Source organism: Actinomadura rupiterrae (genome assembly GCF_024172125.1).
GTDB lineage: Bacteria > Actinomycetota > Actinomycetes > Streptosporangiales > Streptosporangiaceae > Spirillospora > Spirillospora rupiterrae.
In genome coordinates this window covers 47,265-68,147 of record NZ_JAMZEA010000008.1, presented here as the reverse complement: position 1 = coordinate 68,147, position 20,883 = coordinate 47,265, and the positions used below count along the sequence as shown (strand labels likewise).

The following is a 20,883-nucleotide window of genomic DNA, read 5'->3' as shown; positions in this document are numbered from 1 at the left end:
TCTTGATGCATCGAAAAAGATGCATTACGGTCATCGGCATGACCAAGGCACGCGGCAACCCCTGGGCCGTCCTGGCGACGCTGTCCCTCGGGTTCTTCATGACCCTGCTCGACATGACGATCGTGAACATCGCGATCCCGGACGTGATGCGCTCCCTGCACACCGGCCTCGACCAGGTGATGTGGACGGTCAGCGGCTACGCGCTCGTCCTCGCCGTCCTGCTGGTGACGTCCGCGCGGCTCGGCGACCTGCGCGGGCAGCGGACGGTCTTCGCGATCGGCGTCGCCGTCTTCACCCTCGCGAGCGCGGCCTGCGGGCTCGCGCCGGGCGCCGGGACGCTGATCGCGGCGCGGGTCGTCCAGGGGCTCGGCGCGGCGCTGCTCACCCCGCAGACCATGGCGCTGATCGTCGCGACGTTCCCCGCCGAGCGGCGCGGGACGGCGCTCGGGATCTGGGGCTCGGTCGCCGGTGTCGCGACGCTGACCGGGCCGGCGCTCGGCGGGCTGCTGGTCAGCGCGGCGGGCTGGCGCTGGGTGTTCCTGGTGAACGTCCCGGTCGGCGTGCTGGTGCTGGCGATGACCTTCCTGCTCGTCCCGGACGTCCGGACGGGACGGGCGCACCGCTTCGACCTGCCCGGCGTCCTGCTCTTGTCCGCCGCGCTGACCTGCGTGACCTTCGCGCTCATGGAAGGCGGGCGGTACGGCTGGAACGCCTGGATCTGGACGCTCCTCGCCGCCGGCGCCGCGCTCGGCGCGCTCTTCCTCCGCCACCAGGCCGGACGCCAGGACCGCGAGCCGCTCGTCCCGTTCGAGCTGTTCCGGAACCGCGGGTTCGCGCTGATGACCGTCCTGATGGGGGTGATCGGCGCGGCGCTCGTCGGCGCGGTGCTGCCGCTCGGGCTCTACCTCCAGCAGCAGCTCGGGCTCAGCGCCGTCCATGCCGGGCTCGCGCTCGCGCCGTCGCCGCTCGTGTCGCTCCTGGTGTCGCCGCTCGCCGGACGGCTCAGCGATCGCATCGGCGGACGGTCCGTCCTGCTCACCGGCCTGGTCGCGTTCGCCGCCGGGCTCACCGCCGTTGCGTTCCTGGCCGGCGGCGACGCGCACGCCGCGACGTTCACGGCGCCGCTGATGCTGATGGGCCTCGGCACCGGATGCATGATCGCGCCGCTCTCGACCGAGGCCATGCGCGGCGTCCCGCCGCACCTCGCGGGGGCGGCCTCGGGGCTCAGCAACTCGGTCCGGCAACTCGGTCCGGCAGCTCGGTCCGGCAGCTCGGATCGGTCCTCGGCACGGCCGCGGTCGGCGCCCTGATGACCGTCGGAACGCCGCTGGCCGGACTCCACCTGGCGCTGGCCCTGCCGATCGTCCTGCTGGCCCTGTCGGCGCTCGCCCTGCTGCCGCGCCGAGCCCCGGCCGCCGCGTGATCGCGGGAGTATGCCCCTTTCGCGTACTTTGCTCGCCATGGACATGCAGGTGTGCTCCTACGACGACCCCGTCGCGCGGAAGCTGATCGCCGAGGTGCAGCAGGAGTACGTCGTCCGCTACGGCGGCCCGGACGAGACCCCGATCGACCCCGCCGAGTTCGCCGCGCCCCTCGGCCACTTCATCATCGGACGCGTCGACGGCGACCCCGTGGCCTGCGGCGGGTGGCGCGCCCACGACGCGTCCGAGCCCGGCTTCGAGGACGGGGACGCCGAGCTCAAGCGCATGTACGTCGCGCCGCGCGCCCGCCGCCGGGGTCTTTCCCGCGAACTCCTGGCCGAGCTCGAATCGTCCGCGCGTGCCGCGGGCCGCCGGCGCATGATCCTCGAAACCGGAATCGCCCAGCCCGAGGCGATCGCTCTGTACACCTCGTCCGGATACGTCGAAATCGAGAAGTTCGGCTTCTACAGCTGCTCGCCGAACAGCCGCTGCTTCGGCAAGTTCCTCTAGAGCACGCGCCCGACCTCTAGAGCACGCGCCAGAGCTCTAGAGGACGCGCCCGAGGCGTCCTCCCACGACGCGGAGGCGCCGCTGCGGTTCGGCGACCCAGGCCCAGCCCGTCTCCGTGCTCTCCTTGTTGGTCAGGTCGATCTCGAAGAACGCGCCGGGCGGGAGCAGCGACCGGTGCTGCAGGACGAAGCTCCGGTACAGGAACCCGCAGGTCACGAAGCCGAGGTCGGTGCCATGCCCGTCGATCAGCTCGCGGAAGGCCGGCGCGTCCAGCATCCGGGCGAGCTGGACGAACGCGTCGCCGTCCAGGCCCTCGTCGTCCCGCATCACCAGCCCGAGCGCCGCGGCGGCGCGCAGCCGCAGCCGCCCTTCCGCCGAGCGGGACTCGTTGAGCATGCGCAACCGCCGGTCGAGGTGCTGGACGACCTCCCCGACCAGCAGCCCGCAGTCCGCGTCCGCGGGCGCGGCGAGCACCAGCCCGTCCCCGGTGTCGCGGGACGCGCAGCGCTCCAGCGGCAGCCCGACCGCCGCGAACGCGGCCCGCGCGACGCCGTGCAGGTCGTCCCGCAGCGTCCGCCGGACGGCCCCGGCGCGCCGGCCGTAACCGACCACGTCCAGCCCGAACACCGCCCGCGGCACGGGATGGCCCGGCAACCCGTTGTCATCCATGCTCCACCTCGTCGCCGGCGTCTGGTCGCGCCGCCGGAAGCGCGTCCCCCGGTCCCACTCCGGGGAACGCCGCCAGGATGGAACGGCCCGCCGCGCTCCGGGACCCGAACGAACGCGGCCGACCGAAATCAGCGCGGACCCGAACAAAGCCGAACGCGTCGGCTGCGGATGCGGCACCCGCCGGCCGGGCCGCGAACGCGCCGGGCCGGGCCGGGGACGCGCCGGGCCGGACGGCGGCGGACGCGCAGGCGCCCTGCCGCCACAGCATCGCGCCGAGCGTCCGCCGCCTGGGCCGCCCGGTCAGGAGCGCCCTGCGGGTGGGCGGTTTCGTGTCACCTGACACGAGTCCGCCCGCCGACGATTATCGCGGGCGCGGTCAAACGAGTGTCCGAATTGAGGTGCTTTATAGCCCATGATCGGATACCGGCGGGGATATATGTCCGCCATCCCCCGCCCCGCAGGGGACGATCCGCAGCCCCTGGGTGTGGATTTCTCCCCCTTAACCATCTCGTTAGAAAAGCCGCCGCGATGCTGATCTCTGAGCCATGATTTCGTGGGTCGGGGCGACGCGGCGGCCGCCACCGTCCGACGCCCACTCTGCACGTCCGGTCAGACCCGACCAGTGGGAGGAGCGCGTCAGATGGCTGCGAAGGGGGAGCGCGGGGCCCGCGGGAAGGCGGGGCCACCATGCCGGTAAACGACGCCGACAACGGCAGGACCGACCGAAGACCGCCCGACCGCAACCCGGGCGCGAAGCGTCCGCCCGCTGGCGTCGAACGCGGCCTCCGCACGGCCGCCGGACTCCTCGCGGGCGCGCTGCAGCGCTGGGCGCGCCCCGACCCGTCCGGACGCCCCGACCCCGCCACGGCCAGGACCACCGCCGAGTTCGCCGAGCAGCTCCGGCGGCTCAAGAAGTACAAGGGCGCGACCTACCACGAGATGACCCGCCTCAGCGGCGGCTCCCCGGTCGTCTCCACCCTCTCCCAGGCCGACAAGGGCAGGAAGCTCCCCACCGAACGCGTCCTGCGCGCCTACCTCAAGGGCTGCCACCTGGACGACCAGGCCATGCTCCCCTGGCTCGAAGCCCGAGGCCGCCTCGCCATGCGCGACCAGTGACCCGCGGAACCCCGGCGGGAGTCATGGCTCATGGTGCTCGGTGAGAGTCGCCTGCTCCTCATGCGGACCGGCCAGATCGGCCCTGTAGGCGCGGTTGAGGCGGAGGCGGAGGCGGCCTCTTAGGGTTCGGGATTCGGGGGGCTCGATGCCCTGGTGGTTCGGGCGGGTCAGGGGGACGGCGGGGGGTGGGCGGTCGTCGGTCAGGGGGGCCAGGCGGTCGGGTGGGAGGCGTTCCTCGACCTCGATGTACTCGCCGGTGGGGAGGAGGCGGATGATGCCGGTCTCCAGGCCGTGGGTGACGAGGGACCGGTCGCGTTGCTGGAGGCCCAGGCAGAAGCGGTAGGCGATGGCGTAGGCGAGGACCGGGCCGAGGATGATGGCGCAGCGGAAGAACCAGGTCGTCCAGAAGAGGGGGACGTCGAAGGTCTTCGCGAGGATGTCGTTGCCGCCCGCGGCCCACAGGACGCCGTAGAAGGTGACGCCGGCGACGCCGATGCCGGTGCGGGGCGGGACGTCGCGGGGGCGGTCCAGCAGGTGGTGGACGGCGTGGTCGCCGGTGACCCAGCGTTCCAGGAACGGGTAGGCGGCGAGGCCGGTGAACAGCAGGCCGGGGACGACCAGGGCCGGGACGATCACGTTCAGCGGGAGGGAGTGGCCCCACGCGGTGATCTCCCAGTTGGGCATCATCCGCAGCGAGCCCTCCAGCCAGCCCATGTACCAGTCGGGTTGGGAGCCGGCGCTGATCGCGCCCGGGTCGTACGGGCCGAACAGCCAGATCGGGTTGATCTGGAAGAACGTCGCGAGCAGGGCGCAGACGCCGAAGACCCAGAGGAAGAACGCGGTGGTCTTGGCGATGAAGACCGGGAAGAACGGGTAGCCGTACTGGACCCTGTTCGTCGCGCCCTTGCCGGGGAACTGGGTGTGCGTCTGCCGCCAGGTCAGCACGACCGCGTGCAGCGGGATCAGCGCCAGCAGGATGCCCGGGATGAGCAGGATGTGGATGACGTACAGCCGCGGCACGATGTCGTCCCCGGGGAACTCGCCGCCGAACACGAACATCAGGACGTAGCTGCCGACCACCGGGATCGACAGGATCACGCCTTCGAGGATCCGGATGCCGGTGCCGGAGAGCAGGTCGTCCGGCAGCGAGTAGCCGAACAGGCCGTTCAGCATGACCAGCATGAACAGCACGATCCCGATCAGCCAGTTCAGCTCGCGCGGCTTGCGGAACGCGCCGGTGAAGAAGTTGCGCAGCAGGTGGATGACGATCGCGCCGAGGAAGATCACCGTGGCCCAGTGGTGGATCTGCCGCATCAGCAGCCCGCCGCGCACGTCGAAGCTGATCCGCAGCGTCGACTCGTACGCCTGGCTCATCCGGACGCCCCGCAGCGGCACGTACGAGCCGTGGTAGCTGACCTCCTGCATGGACGGGTTGAAGAACAGCGTCAGGAAGACGCCGGTCAGCAGGATGACGACGAACGCGTACATCGCGATCTCGCCGAGCAGGAAGCTCCAGTGGTCGGGGAACGCCTTGCGCATCGCCGTGCGGAGGAACGGCGTCCCGCCGAACCGCTCGTCGAGCGCCCGGCCCGCGCCGCGCAACCGCTCCGGCGCTTGATCACGTTGAGTAGTCGCGGGGGACGGTCCGTGCGGCTTTTCGGGGGACGCACCGGTCACCGCAGCCTCCAGAAACCGGCGGCCGGGCCGGTTCGGGGCGTCCGCGGCCGCCTCTCGGGTTCACCTGGCCCCTCCAATGTGGCACCGACTTCCGGACGGTTCCATGGGGGTTTTAGTGCAACTTCGTCAACCCGGACGGCCGAATCAGGTCAACGATCGCCGTGGACCGCCGCCGGACCCTTGGTTCTGGTCATGATTTTCCCCACACTAGACTCAAATGTGAGCAATTTTCCCGTGTGTAGCTGTAAGGCACACAGGGAGTAACCGGCACCGGGGGGAGCGGCGTGACCGACGATGTGACGGGAGGGACCGGGACGGGCGACGGGCGGCCCTGGGCGGACCTGCCCAGGGAGCTGGCCGACCACATGCGCCCGAACCTGGACGAGGTCGCCGACGACATGATCGCCGAGATCCAGAGCCGGGTCCGCGAGTACGACCGGCCGGGCGACGGTCCCTACTCGGGCACGCTCCGGCTCGCCGTCGAGCGGGTGCTGCACCACTTCGTCGAGCGGATCGCCGACCCCCACCAGGAGCCCGCCGCGGTCGCCGACTTCTTCCGCGCGATCGGCCGCGGCGAGGCGGGCGAGGGCCGCAGCCTGGACGCGATGCAGTCCGCGATGCGGGTCGGCGCGATGGTCGCCTGGCGCCGGATCGCCGACGGCGCCGCGATGCTGGACGTCGGGCCGCGCACGCTCGGCGCGGTCGGCGAGGCGCTGATGCTCGTCCAGGACGAGCTGGCCGCCGCCGCGGCCGAGGGGTACGCGCAGGCCAAGGCCGCCGTCGCGGGGGAGATGCAGCGCCGCCGCAAGCGCCTGCTCGACCTGCTGTTCGCCGACCCGCCCGCCGCGCCCGAGGCGATCGCCGACCTCGCCGCCGCCGCGCACTGGCCCGTCCCGCGGACCGTCGCGGCGGTCGCGCTCGGCCGCCCGCCCGCCGGGTCGAACCACCCCGCGTTCCCGCCGGACGTGCTGGCCGACCTGACCCGCCGCACGCCGTCCCTGATCGTCCCCGACCCGGACGGCCCGGGCCGCGCCCGGCTGATCGACCGCGCGCTCGCCGGGACGCTCGCCGTCGTCGGCCCGACCGTCCCGGTCGCCGAGGCCGCCCGCTCGGTGCAGTGGGCGCGCAAGACGCTCGCGCTGGTGGACCGCGGCGTGATCGACACCGACGGCGGCGTGGTGCGCAGCGTCGAGCACATGTCCACGCTGATCCTCTTCCAGGACGAGGACCTGATCTCCTCGCTCGCGGCGCTGCGCCTGGAACCCCTCGCCCACCTGCGCGTCAGCCAGCAGGACCGGCTCGCCGAGACGCTGCTCGCCTGGCTCCAGTCCGGCCGCAACGCCAACGAGGTCGCGATGCGGCTGCACGTCCACCCGCAGACCGTCCGCTACCGGCTGCGCCAGCTGGAGGAGCTGTTCGGCGACCAGCTCCTCGACCCCGACCTGCGCTTCGACCTGGAGATCGTGCTGCGCGCCCGCGCCCTGCTCGCGTCCGGCGCCGGCGAGCACCTCCTCGACGCGCACCGCGAGGCCGTCGGCGAGACCGGCGAGATCGTCACCCTCCGCCGCTAGGCGTGATCGTCACCCTCCGCCGCCGGCGCACCCCCGGGCGGGGAGGGTTACGCGGATGCGGCAGCCGTGCGGGGTGTCGACGACGCCGATGCGGCCGTTGTGCATGGTCACGACCCAGCGGGCGATGGCGAGGCCGAGGCCGGTGCCGCCGTCGGGGGTGGCCGCGCCGGACGCGCCGCGCGAGAAGCGCTCGAAGACGCGCTCGCGCTGGCCCTTCGGGATGCCGGGGCCCTCGTCCGAGACCTCCAGGACGAGCGAGCCCGCGCCGTCGCCGGGACGCGCCGTGATCGACACCGCGCCGTCGGACGGGCCGTGCCGGACGGCGTTGTCGAGCAGGTTCGCGAGCACCTGGTGCAGCCGGTCGCGGTCGGCGACGCAGCACAGCCCGGGCGCGATGTCCGCCTTGACCGGGGTGTCGGGGAACGCGGCGGTCACCTCGTCCACGAACCCGGCGACCTCCAGCTCGCGCAGGTCGAGCGGGACGGCCCCGGCGTCCACCTTGGACAGGTCGAGCAGCTGCCCGACCAGGCGGCCGAGCCGCTCGGTCTGCTCCAGCGCCGATTCGAGCACCTCGGGGCTCGCCGGGGTGACGCCGTCCGCGACGTTCTCCAGGACGGCGTGCAGCGCGCTGATCGGCGTGCGCAGCTCGTGCGACACGTTCGCGACGAACTCCTGCCGCTGCCGGTCCACGGCGGCGAGGTCGGCGGCCATCCGGTTGAACGCGCGGGCCAGCTCGCCCACCTCGTCCCGCGAGGTGGAGCGCACCCGGCGGGAGTAGTCGCCGCGCGCCATCGCCCGCGCCGCCGCCGTCATCTCGCGCAGCGGCGCGGTCATCCCGTGCGCGATCAGCTGCGTGATCACCAGCGCGATCAGCAGCCCGACCGGGACCGTCTCGCGCCCCCGGAACCCCAGCGGGTACCCCCAGAGGACGATCAGGATCGCGATGCACGCGGTCACCACGACCAGCACGCCGAGCTTCACCTTGATCGAGCGCAGCGGGTCCAGCGGCCGCGGCAGCCGCTCCCACGCGTGCGCCGCCGACCCGCGCGGCCGCCGCAACCGCTCCCACACGAACCCCGCCGGGCCGGTCATGGGCGGGCCTCCAGGCTGTAGCCGACGCCGTGGACGGTGCGGATGAGGTCCGGGCCGAGCTTGCGGCGCAGCGCCTTGACGTGGCCGTCGACGACGCGGGTGCCGGACGCGTCGGACCAGTCCCAGACCTCCTCCAGCAGGACGGCCCGGGTGAGGACGGCGCCGGGGTGCCGGGCGAGGCAGCTGAGCAGGTCGAACTCGGTCGGGGTGAGGTGCACCTCCGAGCCGTCCCGGCGGACGCGGTGGGAGCGCTGGTCGATCTCCAGCGGGCCGAGCCGGGTGACGGGCTCGGCGGTGGACAGCGTCGCGGCGCGCTCGACGCGGCGGAGCAGCGCGCGGATGCGGGCGACCAGCTCGCGCATGCTGAACGGCTTGGTGAGGTAGTCGTCCGCGCCGACGCCGAGCCCGACGAGCTTGTCGGTCTCGTCGTCGCGGGCGGTGAGCATCAGCACCGGGACGGGACGGTCCGCCTGGACGCGGCGGCAGACCTCCAGCCCGTCGAAGCCGGGCAGCATCACGTCCAGGACGATCAGGTCGGGGGAGGTCTCGCGCGCCCGCGCGACGGCGGACGGCCCGTCCGCGGCCGTCTCCACCGCGAAGCCCTCGGCGGACAGCCGGTCGGCGACCGCCTTGGCGATGGTGGGTTCGTCCTCGACGACCAGGATGCGCATGACCCGACCCTAGGAGCGCGGTGCGCGCGCTCCCAGGGCGGGTTGTGCGGATCCTGTGTCGATCACGGACCGATCGGCCAGGTGTGCACGGGTTCGTTGGAGTTCATGTTGCGCACGTACGAGCGGGTCATCGCGCGCAGCGCATCGGGACGGCGCGGCCCGATGCGCTCCTCGACGGCCTCGACGGTGCCGATCTGCCAGTCCGCCCCGGTGCGTCCGGCCAGGCAGCGGCCCTCGATGATGCCGAGCAGCCGGTCCCGGCGGGACGGCTCGACGCCCCAGCGGTCCAGGCCCTCGTGCGCGAGCGGGAGCAGCCGGTGCAGCACCAGCTCGGACGCGGGGAGCTCGCCGAGGCCGGGCCAGTAGAGCCGGGCGTCGATGCCGTCCCGGGCCGCGCGGTGCAGGTTCTCCCGCGCGGTCGCGAACGACATCCGCGACCAGACCGGGCGCTCCTCCTCGGCGAGGACGCGCAGCAGCCCGTAGTAGAACGCGCCGTTGGCGACGGTGTCGGCGACGGTCGGCCCGGCGGGCAGCACGCGGTTCTCCACCCGCAGGTGCGGCCGCCCGTTGACGACCGCGTAGATCGGCCGGTTCCAGCGGTAGATCGTGCCGTTGTGCAGGGCGAGCTCGGGCAGCTCGGGGATGCCGCCGCCGTCGAGCACGGCCTCGGGGTCCTCCTCCTCGCAGATCGGGAGCAGCGCGGGGAAGTAGCGGGTGTTCTCCTCGAACAGGTCGAAGACCGAGGTGATCCAGCGCTCGCCGAACCAGACCCGGGGCCGCACGCCCTGCGCCTTCAGCTCGTCCGGCCTGGTGTCGGTGGCCTGCTCGAACAGGGGGATCCGGGTCTCGCGCCACAGCCGGTGCCCGAACAGGAACGGCGCGTTCGCGGCGAGCGCGACCTGCGGGCCGGCGATGGCCTGCGCCGCGTTCCAGTGCGCGGCGAACCGCTCCGGGCTGACCTGGATGTGGAACTGGACGCTGGTGCAGGCGGCCTCCGGAGTGATCGTGTCGGTGTGCATGCACAGCGGCTCCGGACCGTCGATGTCGATCCGGATCTCCTCGCCGCGTGCCGCGAAGATCTCGTCGTTGAGCAGCTTGTACCGGTTGTTCGCCGACAGCGCCTCCTCGCCGATGTCGGCGCGCCGGAGCGTCGGCAGGATGCCGATCGTCACCAGCTCGGCGCCGACCTCGCGGGCGTGCGCCTCGGCGTGGACCAGATGGTCCCGGACCTCCTGTTCCAGCTCGTGCGCGTTGTCGCCGCCGAGCTCGCGCGGGGGGATGTTGATCTCCAGGTTGAACTGGCCCAGCTCGGTCGCCCAGGCCGGGTCGGCGATGGCCTTCAGCACGTCGGCGTTGCGCATCAGCGGATCGCCGGCGGCGTCGATCAGGTTGAGCTCGATCTCCAGCCCGATGTGCGGCCGGTCGAACTCGAACTGCGACTCGCCCAGCATCCGCGCGAGCACGTCGAGGTCGCGCCGCACCTTCTCCCGGTACCTGCGCCGGTCCATACCGCTGATGGTCGCGGCGGAAACGTCCCGTCCCATGTCCTCGCCTTCTGCCGCGGATATGGTCTTCTGAGCCAAATGTCCAGATCTGGACTGGGGAAACCCGGAGCGGGGTTACGGGCGCGCCGATAACCGCGCTCCGGAGTGTCACCGTCCGCCGACGTGCCGTGGTGGGCGGGGGCCGCGAGAGGACCCGGGGGCCAGGAGCGACGCGTGCGCGGGCCGTTCCGCGCACCGGCGGGAGACCGAGAGTGAGGACGGCGCGGCCGGCGCCGTGACACGCTGTGATGGATGTGAGGAGGAGCACCATGCGGCTGCGGCCACGGTCGATCAGGGCGCGGGACACGCTGGTCGCAGCGGTGCTGGCCGCGGTGGTGTTCGGCGGCATCGCCGCCGGGGCCGACCTCGGCATCCGGGGCGCGGAGAACGCCGCGCTCGTCCGGGACAGCGCGCAGTCCGCGCGCCGGACCAGCGCCGCGATCCGGGACGGCTCGCTCGCCTCGCCCATCCCGGACGACTCCGGAGGGCGGGTGCTGATCCAGGTCGTCGGGCCCGGCGGCAACATGCTCGACACCACCCCGGCCGCCGGACGGCACGCGCGGGTCAGCGCGTACTGGCCGCCGCGGGACGAGCGCGTCCGCGACTACGAGGAGTGCAAGGGCCACGGCCTCGGCCGGCGCTGCACGATCATCGAGGCGATCCGGGTCACCACCGCGCCCGACTCGGTGGTGGTCTACGCCGCGACCGGCGTCCCGGCACTGCTGGTGAACGGCGCGCTGGAGGCCCTGCTCGTGGTCGCGGTGCTGGTCCTGTCGGCGCTGGCCGCCTGGGTGACCTGGCGGGTCGTCGGCCGGACGCTGCGCCCGGTGGAGATGATCCGCGCCCAGCTCGCCGAGATCAGCGGCAGCGACCTGTCCCGGCGGGTGCCGCAGCCGTCCGGCGAGGACGAGATCGCCCAGCTCGCCGCGACCGCCAACCAGACCCTCGACCGGCTGGAGCGCGCGGTGAACCGGCAGCGCCAGTTCGCCTCGGACGCCTCGCACGAGCTGCGCACCCCGATCGCGGGCCTGCGCGCCAACCTGGAGGACGCCTCGATGCATCCCGAGGACACCGACCTCAAGGGCGTGGTCGAGTCGGCGCTGCGCGACACCGACCGGCTGGAGCACATCGTCACCGACCTGCTGCTCCTCGCCCGCATCGGCACCGGCAACGCGGCCCGCGAGGACCTGGACCTCGGCGAGCTGGCCCGGCGCGAGCTGGCCCGCCGCGCCGCCGTTCCCCGCGCCGCGGACGCGCCGCGCCTGGTCGCCGACCTCGCCCTGGACGTCGGCGTGCGCGGGGTGCGGATGCAGTTCGTCCGGCTGCTGGGCAACCTGCTGGACAACGCCGAGCGGTACGCGGACGGCACGATCGCGGTGTCGGTCAGCTCGTCCGGCGGGACGGCGGTGCTGACCGTCCAGGACGACGGGACCGGCGTCCCGGAGGCCGACCGGGAGCGGGTCTTCGAGCGGTTCACCCGCCTGGACAGCGCCCGCAGCCGCCATGCGGGCGGCACCGGCCTCGGCCTGGCCATCGCCCGCGAGATCGCCCAAGCCCACGGCGGCTCCCTGACGATCGAGGACTCCGCCCGCGGTGCCCGCTTCGTCCTCCGATTGCCCCTGCACACTTGAAGGGACCGCCCGCGGTGTGCGGGCGGTCCCTTCAAGCAGGACTCGGTCTCAGGCAGCCTGCACGGCCTGGATTTCGAGGGTGATGTCGACCTTGTCGCCGAGGAGGGCCTTGTCGCCGCCCAGCGGGACGTTGAATTCGATGCCCCAGTCCTTGCGGTTGATGGTGGCGGTGGCGGAGAACCCGGCGCGGGTGCCGCCCCACGGGTCCTGGCCGACGCCGTGGAAGTCCAGGTCCAGCGTGACCGGCTGCGCGACGCCCTTGATCGTCAGGGTGCCGTCCAGCTTGTAGTCGCCGCCCTCGGCGCGGACGCCGGTGGTCGCGAAGGTCATGGTCGGGTGCTGCTCGACGTCCAGCACGTCGGCGGCGCGGACGTGCGCGTCGCGGTCGGCGTTGCGGGTGTCGATCGAGGCGAGCTTGATCTCGGCCGTCGCGGTGGACTTCGCGAGGTCGTCGGCGACCTCGACGGCGCCGGAGAAGTCGGTGAAGGAGCCGCGTACCTTGGTCATCAGGTGCCGGATGGCGAAGGTGACCTCGGAGTGCGCGGGGTCGATGTTCCAGGTGCCGGCGGTGAGGCCGAGCTCGGTGGCGGCGAGGGTCATGGCTGTCTCCACGGGGTGTTCTTGAAACTTCAACGAACTGACTCTCCGGACATTAGTTGAGACTTCAAGCAGTGTCAAGTCCCCCTCATACATACCGGTCCACCTGTATGTTTCTTCGGTAGGCTGCGGCCATGCCGTCACCCGTCCGTCCCCGCCGCACCCAGGAGGAGCGCACCGCGGCCACCCGCGCGGCCCTGCTGGACGCCACCGTCGCCTGCCTGGTCGAGTACGGCTATCACGGCACCACCACGACCCGCGTGGTCGAGCGCGCCGGCGTCTCGCGCGGCGCCCAGGTGCACCACTTCCCGACCAAGAACGACCTGGTCCTCGCCGCCGTCGAGCACCTGGCCCGCAAGCGCGCCGACCGCTTCCTCGCCGAGGACCTGGACCCCCTGCGCCGCTCCGCCGACCCCCTCGGCGACGCCCTGGACCTGCTCTGGCGCGCCTTCCAGGGCCCGCTGTTCGAGGCGTCCATGGAGCTGTGGGTCGCCGCCCGCACCGACCCCGACCTGCGCGAGCACGTCGCCGAGTTCGAGCGCCTGATCACCGCGGGCATCCTGGACATCAGCCGCGCCGTCTTCGGCGACCAGGTCGACGACCCCGAGATCAGGGGCAACCTTTACGTCGCCTTGGAGACCATCCGCGGCCTCTGCCTCCTCAACTTCGTCCATCCCACCACTCCGGAACGCCTGGAGGCCCGCTGGCTCCGCAGCAAATCACGCCTCCTCCATATGACCTTCCCTCCTGCCAGGCGCTAAGCCTCCCCGCACCTCCCACCCCTCCCGCCGGGCGCTGAGCCGCCCCGCACCTCCCGCCGCGTGCCGGAGGCCGCTATGTTCGCTCGCATGCGGGGCGAGTCCGGGGTTTCGATGATCGGGCGGTACCGGATTCTCGGGCTGATCGGTCGCGGCGGGATGGGGCGCGTCTGGAGGGCGTTCGACACCGAGCTGGGGCGCGAGGTGGCCGTCAAGGAGCTGCGGCTGCCGGACGAGATCGACGACGCCGAGCGGCGGCAGTGGTACGCGCGGGCCGAGCGCGAGGCGCGCGCCGCGGCGCGGCTGCGGCACCCCGGCATCGTGGCTCTGCACGACCGCGTGACCGGCGAGGACGGGCGTCCCTGGCTGGTGATGGAGCTGGTCGCGGGACGGTCGCTGGACGCGGTGATCCGCGAGGACGGCCCGCTCCCGCCCGAAAGGGTCGCCGATCTCGGACGGCAGATGCTCGACGCGCTGACCACCGCGCACGCGCACGGGATCGTCCACCGGGACGTCAAGCCCGCGAACGTGCTGCTCGACGGCGACCGGGCCGTCCTCACCGACTTCGGCATCGCCGCGCTGGACGGCGACGCGACGATCACCAAGTCCGGCGTGCTGATCGGGACGCCCGCGTACATGGCGCCGGAGCAGGTCCGGGGCCGTCCGGCCACGGCCGCGTCCGACCTGTGGTCGCTGGGCGCGACGCTCTACGCCGCCGTGGAGGGGCGTCCGCCCTTCGAGGGGCCCACACACGGCGCGATCTTCGTCGCCATCGCCACCGAGGAGCCGTCCCCGCCAGAGAAGGCCGGGCCGCTCGCGGACGTCCTCACCGCGCTTCTCCAGAAGGACCCGGAGTCGCGGGCGACCGCTGACGACGTCCGACCGCGGCTTGCTCCAGCTCGTCCTGCCGCGCCTCCAGCGGCTCCTCCGCGGACTGAGGTTCTTCCCTCGCCGGGGAAGACGCTTGTGGCTGGTTCGGAACGTTCCGGGCTGGGACGCCGTGGGCGGGTTGCGGGGATCGCGGCCGGGGTCGCGGTGGTGCTGGCCGTGGGGACCGCGTTCACGGTGAAGGGGTTCAGCGGGGGCGGGGCTAAGCCTCGCGTGGCCGCGTCGCACAGTTCGCTGCCGCCCTTGCCCGCGGACGGGATTCTCGACACGGGGACCGCGGCGGCGTGGGGACTGGCGTTCAGTCCGGACGGGAAGCTGCTGGCCAGCGCGGACGACGGCAGCACGCTCCGGCTCTGGGACACCACGACCGGGGCGCCGGTCGCGACGCTCGCGCACGACACCGGGGATTCGGAGAAGTCCCGGCACGTGGTGGCGTTCAGCCCGGACGGCAAGATCCTCGCCGCCGAGAACGCCGAGAGCCAGATCCAGTTCTGGGACGTCGCGACCCGCCGGGTGATCACGACCCTCGGCGACCCGGACGGCGAATCGGCGGTCTCGGCCGCGTTCAGCCCGGACGGACGCAGCCTGGCCGTCGGGGTCTTCAGGTTCGGCAAGAACGTGAGCATCGACGGCCGCGTCCGGGTCTGGGACGTCGCGTCCCGGCGCCTCAGCTTCACCACGCCCATGACGAACGGCTTCATCGACGAACCGGCGTTCAGCCCCGACAGCCGGACGCTCGCGTACGGCGCGGGCAAGAGCATCCGCCTCTGGGACGTCGTCCAGCGCAAGGAGAGCGGCACGATCGAGGCGGGCCGGTCCGTCGACGCGGTCGCCTTCAGCCCGGACGGCGGCACGATCGCCGCGACCGGGCCCAAGACGCAGGTCGGCACCTGGGATCTCGCCAGCCGCACGAAGCGCCGGGACCTCGCCGGAGGGACCAGCGGCAGGCTCGCCTTCAGCCGAGACGGCCGCTTCCTGGCGAGTTCAGCCGAGGAGGGCGGCTCCGCCGTCCAGATCTGGGATCCGGGCACGGGCACGAAGATCCGCGATCTCGGTGGCGGGAGCAGCTTCTCGGTGGCGGTCAGCCCGGACGCCAAGGTGGTCGCCGGCGGGGGTCCCGACGGCAAGATCCACCTCTGGCGCCTGTGAGCCCGTGGGTCAGCGGGCCTGCTTGTAGACGGTGACGACGGCCGCGCCGCCGAGGCCGATGTTGTGCTGGAGCGCGGCGGTGGCGCCCTCGACCTGGCGGGCGTCGGCCTTGCCGCGCAGCTGCCAGGTCAGCTCGGCGCACTGCGCCAGGCCGGTCGCGCCGAGCGGGTGGCCCTTGGAGATCAGGCCGCCGGACGGGTTGACGACCCAGCGCCCGCCGTAGGTGTTGTCGCCGCTGTCGACGAGCTTGCCGCCCTCGCCCTCGGCGGCCAGGCCGAGCGCCTCGTAGGTGATCAGCTCGTTGGTGCTGAAGCAGTCGTGCAGCTCGACGACCTGGAGGTCCTCGGCGCCGAGCCCGGCCTCGTCGTAGGCGCGGCGCGCGGCCAGTTCGGACATCTCCGCACCGATGATCTTGATGGCCGACTTGGCGTCGAAGGTGGCGCGGGTGTCGGTGACCATGGACTGGCCGGCGATCTCGACCGCGCGGTCCCAGAGGTCGTGCTCGTCCACGAAGCGCTCGGACGCGATGACCGCCGCGCCCGAGCCGTCCGAGGTCGGGGAGCACTGGAGCTTGGTCAGCGGGTCGTAGACCATGCGCGCGGCCTTGATGTCGTCCAGCGAGTACTCGTCCTGGAACTGCGCGTACGGGTTGTTCACCGAGTGCTTGTGGTTCTTCCAGCCGATCCGCGCGAACTGGTCGGCGGTCGTGCCGTACTTCTGCATGTGCTCGCGTCCGGCCGCGCCGAACATGTACGGCGCGATCGGCTCGCCGCCCCACTCGAACAGCGGGAACAGCTCCTTGAGGTGGTTGAGCATGGGCTGCTCGCGGTCCTCGAAGGTGGTGCCGAGGGAGCCCTTCTGCATCTTCTCGAACCCGAGGGCGAGCGCGCAGTCGACGGTTCCGGACTTCACGGCCTGGCGGGCGAGGAAGAGCGCGGTGGAACCGGTCGAGCAGTTGTTGTTGACGTTCACGACCGGGATGCCGGTGATGCCCAGCTCGTAGACGGCGCGCTGGCCCGACGTGGACTCGCCGTAGACGTAGCCGACGTACGCCTGCTCGACCAGGTCGTAGGAGATTCCGGCGTCCTCCAGGGCCTTGGTCCCGGACTCGCGCGCCATGTCGGGGTAGTCCCATTCGCGGCTGCCGGGCTTCTCGAACTTGGTCATGCCGACACCCACGACGAAGGTCCTGCTGGTCATCTGGCCGCCTCTCCTCGGGTCGCTCGGGACGCTAGGCCCTGTATTAGAAACAGTCAAGCTTGTATGTTTCTACCCAGACCGGTTCGCCGCACCACCTCCGGAGGACGGATGTCTCGCAGCTTCAACCTGGCCGACCTGTTCGAGATCGTCGCCGAGGCGGTGCCGGACAAGCTCGCGCTCGTCGCGGGGGAACGCCGGTTGACGTACCGGGAACTGGACGAACGCGCCAACCGGTTCGCCCATCACCTGGCCGCGCAGGGCGTCGGCCCCGGCGACACGGTCTCGCTGCTCGCCCACAACCGCGCCGAATGGCTGGAGGCGCAGATCGGCGCGTACAAGCTGCGCGCCGTCCCGGTGAACATCAACTACCGCTACACCGCCGGGGAGCTGGCCTACGTGGTCGGCGACTCGAACTCGGTCGCGCTGGTCGGAGAGCGGTCGCTGCTCGCGCGGCTCGGCGAGGCGCGCGGCAAGCTCGCCGACCTCCGGCACGTGATCCTCATCGAGGACGGCTCGGACGACGAGGTCACCGGCGCCGTCGAGTACGAGTCCGCGCTCGCGGCGCAGAAGCCGGACGGCGGCTTCGGCGAGCGCTCCGAGGACGACCTCTACCTGCTCTACACCGGCGGCACCACGGGCATGCCCAAGGGCGTGATGTGGCGGCACGTCGACATCTTCATGGCCGCGATGTGGGGCGGGAACCTCATCGGCGACCCGATCCCGAAGCCCGAGACGCTGTCCACGAAGGTGCTGGACGGCGGCCTGACCACGATGGTCTGCGCGCCGCTGATGCACGGCGCGGGGATGTGGGTGGCGTGGGTAGCGCTGACGTCCGGGTCCACGCTCGTCCTGTGGACGGGCCGCAGCTTCGACGCCGAGCAGGTGCTGACCATCGCCGCGCGGGAGAAGGCGGTCTCGTTGCTGGCGGTCGGGGACGTGATGGCCCGCCCGCTGATCGCCGAACTGGAGGCGAAGCCGGGCGCGTACGACCTGTCCGCGTTGCTGGTGATCGCGACCGGCGGCGCGGCGACGTCCCCGGACGTGAAGGCGCGGCTGCACGAGCTCGTCCCGTCCCTGCTCATGGTGCTGGACGCGTTCGGCGGGTCGGAGACCGGCGCGTCCGGGCAGGGGGTCGAGCCGTCCGCCGACGGGCACCCGCGGTTCATGCCGCGCGGGAACGACACCGCCGTGCTCGACCACATGCTCCGGCCCGTCCGGCCGGGCAGCGGTGACATCGGGCAGCTCGCGCGGTCCGGACGCATCCCGCTCGGCTACTGGAACGACGAGGCCAAGACCGCGAAGACGTTCGTCACCGACGAGAACGGCGTGCGCTGGGCGCTCCAGGGCGACATGGCCCGGGTGGACGAGGACGGCGCGGTCGTCATGCTCGGCCGCGGCTCCCTGGTGGTCAACACCGGCGGCGAGAAGGTGTTCGTCGAGGAGGTCGAGGCGGCGCTGAAGACGCACCCGGCCGTGTACGACGCGCTGGTCGTCGGCGTCCCGGACGAGCGGCTCGGCTCCCGCGTCGCCGCCGTGGTGTCGCTCGCGCCCGGCGCGTCCGCCACTCCCGAGGAGCTGATGGTGCACACCCGCGCGACGCTCGCCGGGTACAAGGCTCCCCGCGACATCAGGATCGTGGACGAGGTGCGGCGCTCGCCCGCCGGCAAGGCCGACTACCGCTGGGCCAAGGGGCTCTATCAGTAGGCCACTACCAAGAGGGCCTCTCTATCAGTTAGGAATCCCCTCATGACCGAGATGAACAAGGACAACCTGGGCGTCTGGAGCGAGCCGTTCGACTTCGCCGTCGAGCGGGAGCGGACGGTCGCGTACGCCGCCGCCACCAACGACGGCAACCCCCGGTACACCTCGGGCGAGCTGGCCCCGCCGGTGTTCGCGATCGTGCCGGTGTTCCAGGGCATGATCGACCCGCTGTTCAAGGTCGTCCCGGACAGCCTGATCCCGTTCGTCGTGCACGGCGAGCAGGACATGGTCTTCCACCGGCCGATCGAGCCCGGCATGAAGCTGGTCTCGCGGGCGAAGGTCACCGGGTACTCGTCCAAGAAGTCCGGGACGACGGTCTCACTGAAGCTGGAGACCCGCACCGACGGCGGCGAGCTGGTCAACGAGCAGTGGATGGTGTCGTTCTTCCGCGGCTTCCAGGCCGGGGAGACGGTCGGCGAGCAGGCCCCCGCGCACACCTTCCCCGAGGAGCTGCGGGCTGGCGCGCCGCTCGCCGAGGTCACGCAGCACGTGGACGACGACCAGACGTTCCGCTACTCCGAGGCGTCCGGCGACCCGATGCCGATCCACCTGGACGAGGAGTTCGCCAAGAGCATGGGCCTGCCCGGGATCATCGCGCACGGCCTGTGCACGATGGCGTTCACGTCCCGCGCGGTGATCGAGTCGGCGGCGGGCGGCGACCCGGCCCGGCTGAAGCGGCTCGCGGTGCGCTTCTCCAAGCCCGTCCTGCCCGGCCAGGACGTCACCACGCGGATCTTCGGCAGCGGGGACGGGACGTACGCGTTCGAGACCACGTCCAGCTCCGGCGATGTCGTGATCAAGGACGGTCTGGCCGAGATCGGCTGATCGCCGCGTATCGGGGACGGTCGCCGGACCGTCCCCTTACGCTGCCGCCCATGGCGAAGATCGTTGACTACGGGGTGTTCGCGGACCGCATGAAGCGGGCGGGCGGCCGCTGGGACCTGCTCCGCGAGTTCCAGGAGGAGTGGGGCTACGCGCCCCCGCCGATCGCGGACGATGAGGACCACGAGCTGCTGCTCGCGCGGGCCGCGTCCAACGGGCACAAGGCGTACGTGCAGGAGCTCATGAACGTGGACGAGGACGACCGCGAGGGCGTCGACCCGTCCGTGTCGATCCCGGCGGCGCTGGGCGAGTGGTGGACGCTGCCGTTCAACTCGTTCGTCCACAACCCCGGCTTCTACGGGAGCAACCCCGAGTTCCCGCCGACGATGCGGCCCGACCCGTCCGGCTACGGCGTCGCGGACGGCCTCCAGGAGGGCTCGGACCTGCTCCCGGCGGACGCCGACCGCCGCCTCGTCGCCTTCATGGCCGAGAACCAGTACTGCAACGAGTGGGGCTACCTGGCGGCCGAGGCGCACCTGGACGACCCCCGCGTCCTGGTCACCTTCGAGGACGAGGAGTCCGACGAGGACGGCCAGGTCTGGATGGTCCAGGCGCCGTCGCTCTCGCGGTTCTTCCTCCAGTTCACCGCCGTGTGCCTGCCGATGACGCTCGGCTGGAGCGCCTGGCTGGACGGCGACGGCGACGAGGCCGACCGGCTCCGTGCCTCGCTGGCTCCGCTCGGGTTCGAGCACCCCTGGCGGGAGCTGGACGCGGAGACGCACCTGTACGGCGGCCCCGACGTGCTGGTCTACGACATGCACGGCGGCGACGGGAACTTCGACGTCGTCGGGCGGAACCGCGAGGCGCTCGAAGCGCTCGGCCGCCGCTTCGGCCTCGACTGGGACGCGAGGCTCAAGGAGCCCAGCCACCGCGTGAGCGCCTGACCACCGCGTGAGCGCCTGACCACCGCGTGGGCGCCTGACCACCGCGCGGGCGCCTGACCACCGCGCGGGCGCCTGACGGCGAGCACACTGAGCGCACATGTTTGAGCCGTGCGGCGCCTGCTCCGCACGGCTCAAGTCTTTCGGGACCGCTACGGCGCGGTCGTCACGCACTCCTGCGACGCCGACGGAGCCGGAGCCGGGGCCGGGGCCGGGGCGGCCGGGCGGCGGTGCTCCAGGGCGACGCGCAGCTGGGCGCGCCCGCGGTGGATGCGGCTGCGGACCGTTCCGAGCTTGACCCCCAGCGAGGCCGCGATCTCCTCGTAGGTGAGGCCCTCGATGTCGCAGAGCACGACGGCGGCCCGGTACTCGGGCGCGAGCGAGTCGAGCGCGGTCTGGATGTCGGCGTCGAGGTGCCGGTCGTCGTAGGACTGCGCGGGCGAGACCTCGCGGCCCTCCAGCCGCTCGTCGGCGTCCTCGGCGAGCGCGTCGAACCGGATGCGCTGCTTGCGGCGCGCGCGGTCGAGGAAGAGGTTGGTGGTGATGCGGTGGAGCCAGCCCTCGAACGTGCCCGGCGTGTAGGACGACAGCGACCGGAACACCCGGACGAACACGTCCTGGGTGAGGTCCTCGGCGTCGTGCCGGTTCCCGGTCAGCCGGTACGCCAACCGGAACACCCTGGTGGAGTGCTGGTCGACGATCTCCTCCCACGTCGGAGGCGTCCACGCCACTGTGCCTGCGCTCACCGCTACCCCCGTCTGATACGTAATCGTTACGGCTCAGCATGCCGGTCCGCGGATAAGAGCGGTGTAAGAACACTGCGGCCTGTCGCCGCCAGGGGTTCCAGCGCACTGCCGCGACTCCT

At 72.2% G+C, this 20,883-nt stretch carries 18 protein-coding genes; 10 read left to right on the top strand and 8 right to left on the bottom strand.

Annotated features, from left to right (window positions below; all coding sequences use genetic code 11):
* The first annotated feature begins 38 nt into the window (after nt 1-38).
* Nucleotides 39-1,310, top strand: a complete 1,272-nt coding sequence (locus tag FHU30_RS27740; RefSeq protein ID WP_253879701.1) for a DHA2 family efflux MFS transporter permease subunit — start codon at nt 39-41, stop codon at nt 1,308-1,310.
* A 150-nt stretch (nt 1,311-1,460) separates the two neighbouring features.
* On the top strand, nt 1,461-1,931 hold the full coding sequence (locus tag FHU30_RS27735; protein WP_253879700.1) for a GNAT family N-acetyltransferase: 471 nt from the start codon (nt 1,461-1,463) through the stop codon (nt 1,929-1,931).
* 36 nt (nt 1,932-1,967) lie between these two features.
* Here the strand turns inward: FHU30_RS27735 and FHU30_RS27730 are convergent, their stop codons facing one another.
* The gene (locus FHU30_RS27730; RefSeq protein WP_253879699.1) at nt 1,968-2,600 is read right to left on the bottom strand and encodes a hypothetical protein; all 633 of its coding nucleotides are present in this window, start codon (nt 2,598-2,600) and stop codon (nt 1,968-1,970) included.
* Nucleotides 2,601-3,287: 687 nt separating this feature from the next.
* Between FHU30_RS27730 and FHU30_RS27725 the strand changes: the two genes are divergently transcribed.
* On the top strand, nt 3,288-3,716 hold the full coding sequence (locus FHU30_RS27725; protein ID WP_253879698.1) for a helix-turn-helix domain-containing protein: 429 nt from the start codon (nt 3,288-3,290) through the stop codon (nt 3,714-3,716).
* 21 nt (nt 3,717-3,737) lie between these two features.
* Here the strand turns inward: FHU30_RS27725 and qcrB are convergent, their stop codons facing one another.
* A complete protein-coding gene (gene qcrB / locus FHU30_RS27720) occupies nt 3,738-5,393 on the bottom strand; it encodes a cytochrome bc1 complex cytochrome b subunit (RefSeq protein WP_253879697.1) in 1,656 nt (551 codons plus the stop codon).
* 284 nt (nt 5,394-5,677) lie between these two features.
* Between qcrB and FHU30_RS27715 the strand changes: the two genes are divergently transcribed.
* Complete coding sequence (locus tag FHU30_RS27715; protein ID WP_308211408.1) at nt 5,678-6,964, top strand: PucR family transcriptional regulator; 1,287 nt, start codon at nt 5,678-5,680, stop codon at nt 6,962-6,964.
* Between the two features lie 9 nt (nt 6,965-6,973).
* Here the strand turns inward: FHU30_RS27715 and FHU30_RS27710 are convergent, their stop codons facing one another.
* The 3 genes from FHU30_RS27710 to FHU30_RS27700 form a co-directional block, all read right to left on the bottom strand.
* Nucleotides 6,974-8,056: a sensor histidine kinase gene (locus tag FHU30_RS27710; protein ID WP_253879696.1), complete on the bottom strand. Its 1,083-nt coding sequence runs from the start codon at nt 8,054-8,056 to the stop codon at nt 6,974-6,976.
* On the bottom strand, nt 8,053-8,727 hold the full coding sequence (locus FHU30_RS27705) for a response regulator transcription factor (RefSeq protein ID WP_253879695.1): 675 nt from the start codon (nt 8,725-8,727) through the stop codon (nt 8,053-8,055). Before FHU30_RS27705 ends, FHU30_RS27710 begins: the two co-directional genes overlap by 4 nt.
* Nucleotides 8,728-8,789: 62 nt before the next feature.
* A complete protein-coding gene (locus FHU30_RS27700; RefSeq protein WP_253879694.1) occupies nt 8,790-10,271 on the bottom strand; it encodes a glutamate-cysteine ligase family protein in 1,482 nt (493 codons plus the stop codon).
* Between the two features lie 269 nt (nt 10,272-10,540).
* Here FHU30_RS27700 and FHU30_RS27695 point away from each other — a divergent pair, with 269 nt between their 5' ends.
* A complete protein-coding gene (locus FHU30_RS27695; protein WP_253879693.1) occupies nt 10,541-11,902 on the top strand; it encodes a sensor histidine kinase in 1,362 nt (453 codons plus the stop codon).
* A 48-nt stretch (nt 11,903-11,950) separates the two neighbouring features.
* Here the strand turns inward: FHU30_RS27695 and FHU30_RS27690 are convergent, their stop codons facing one another.
* The gene (locus FHU30_RS27690; protein WP_253879692.1) at nt 11,951-12,502 is read right to left on the bottom strand and encodes a YceI family protein; all 552 of its coding nucleotides are present in this window, start codon (nt 12,500-12,502) and stop codon (nt 11,951-11,953) included.
* A gap of 131 nt (nt 12,503-12,633) precedes the next feature.
* Here FHU30_RS27690 and FHU30_RS27685 point away from each other — a divergent pair, with 131 nt between their 5' ends.
* Together FHU30_RS27685 and FHU30_RS27680 are read left to right on the top strand one after the other, a co-directional pair.
* A complete protein-coding gene (locus tag FHU30_RS27685; RefSeq protein ID WP_253879691.1) occupies nt 12,634-13,260 on the top strand; it encodes a TetR/AcrR family transcriptional regulator in 627 nt (208 codons plus the stop codon).
* 87 nt (nt 13,261-13,347) lie between these two features.
* Nucleotides 13,348-15,294, top strand: a complete 1,947-nt coding sequence (locus tag FHU30_RS27680) for a WD40 repeat domain-containing serine/threonine protein kinase (protein ID WP_253879690.1) — start codon at nt 13,348-13,350, stop codon at nt 15,292-15,294.
* A gap of 9 nt (nt 15,295-15,303) precedes the next feature.
* Here the strand turns inward: FHU30_RS27680 and FHU30_RS27675 are convergent, their stop codons facing one another.
* Entirely contained in the window at nt 15,304-16,494 is a 1,191-nt protein-coding gene (locus tag FHU30_RS27675; RefSeq protein ID WP_253879689.1) for a lipid-transfer protein, read from the bottom strand.
* A 108-nt stretch (nt 16,495-16,602) separates the two neighbouring features.
* Here FHU30_RS27675 and FHU30_RS27670 point away from each other — a divergent pair, with 108 nt between their 5' ends.
* From FHU30_RS27670 to FHU30_RS27660, 3 genes are read left to right on the top strand one after another with little or no spacing between them, the layout of a single operon-like run.
* Nucleotides 16,603-18,198, top strand: coding sequence for an acyl-CoA synthetase (locus tag FHU30_RS27670; protein WP_253879688.1), 1,596 nt, complete (start codon nt 16,603-16,605; stop codon nt 18,196-18,198).
* Between the two features lie 42 nt (nt 18,199-18,240).
* Complete coding sequence (locus tag FHU30_RS27665; RefSeq protein ID WP_253879687.1) at nt 18,241-19,080, top strand: MaoC/PaaZ C-terminal domain-containing protein; 840 nt, start codon at nt 18,241-18,243, stop codon at nt 19,078-19,080.
* A gap of 50 nt (nt 19,081-19,130) precedes the next feature.
* Entirely contained in the window at nt 19,131-20,021 is an 891-nt protein-coding gene (locus tag FHU30_RS27660) for a hypothetical protein (protein WP_253879686.1), read from the top strand.
* Between the two features lie 149 nt (nt 20,022-20,170).
* Here FHU30_RS27660 and sigE read toward each other — a convergent pair whose 3' ends face one another.
* Nucleotides 20,171-20,764 (bottom strand): RNA polymerase sigma factor SigE, encoded by a 594-nt coding sequence (gene sigE / locus FHU30_RS27655; RefSeq protein ID WP_253879685.1) that lies wholly within the window; start codon nt 20,762-20,764, stop codon nt 20,171-20,173.
* Nucleotides 20,765-20,883: the final 119 nt, after the last annotated feature.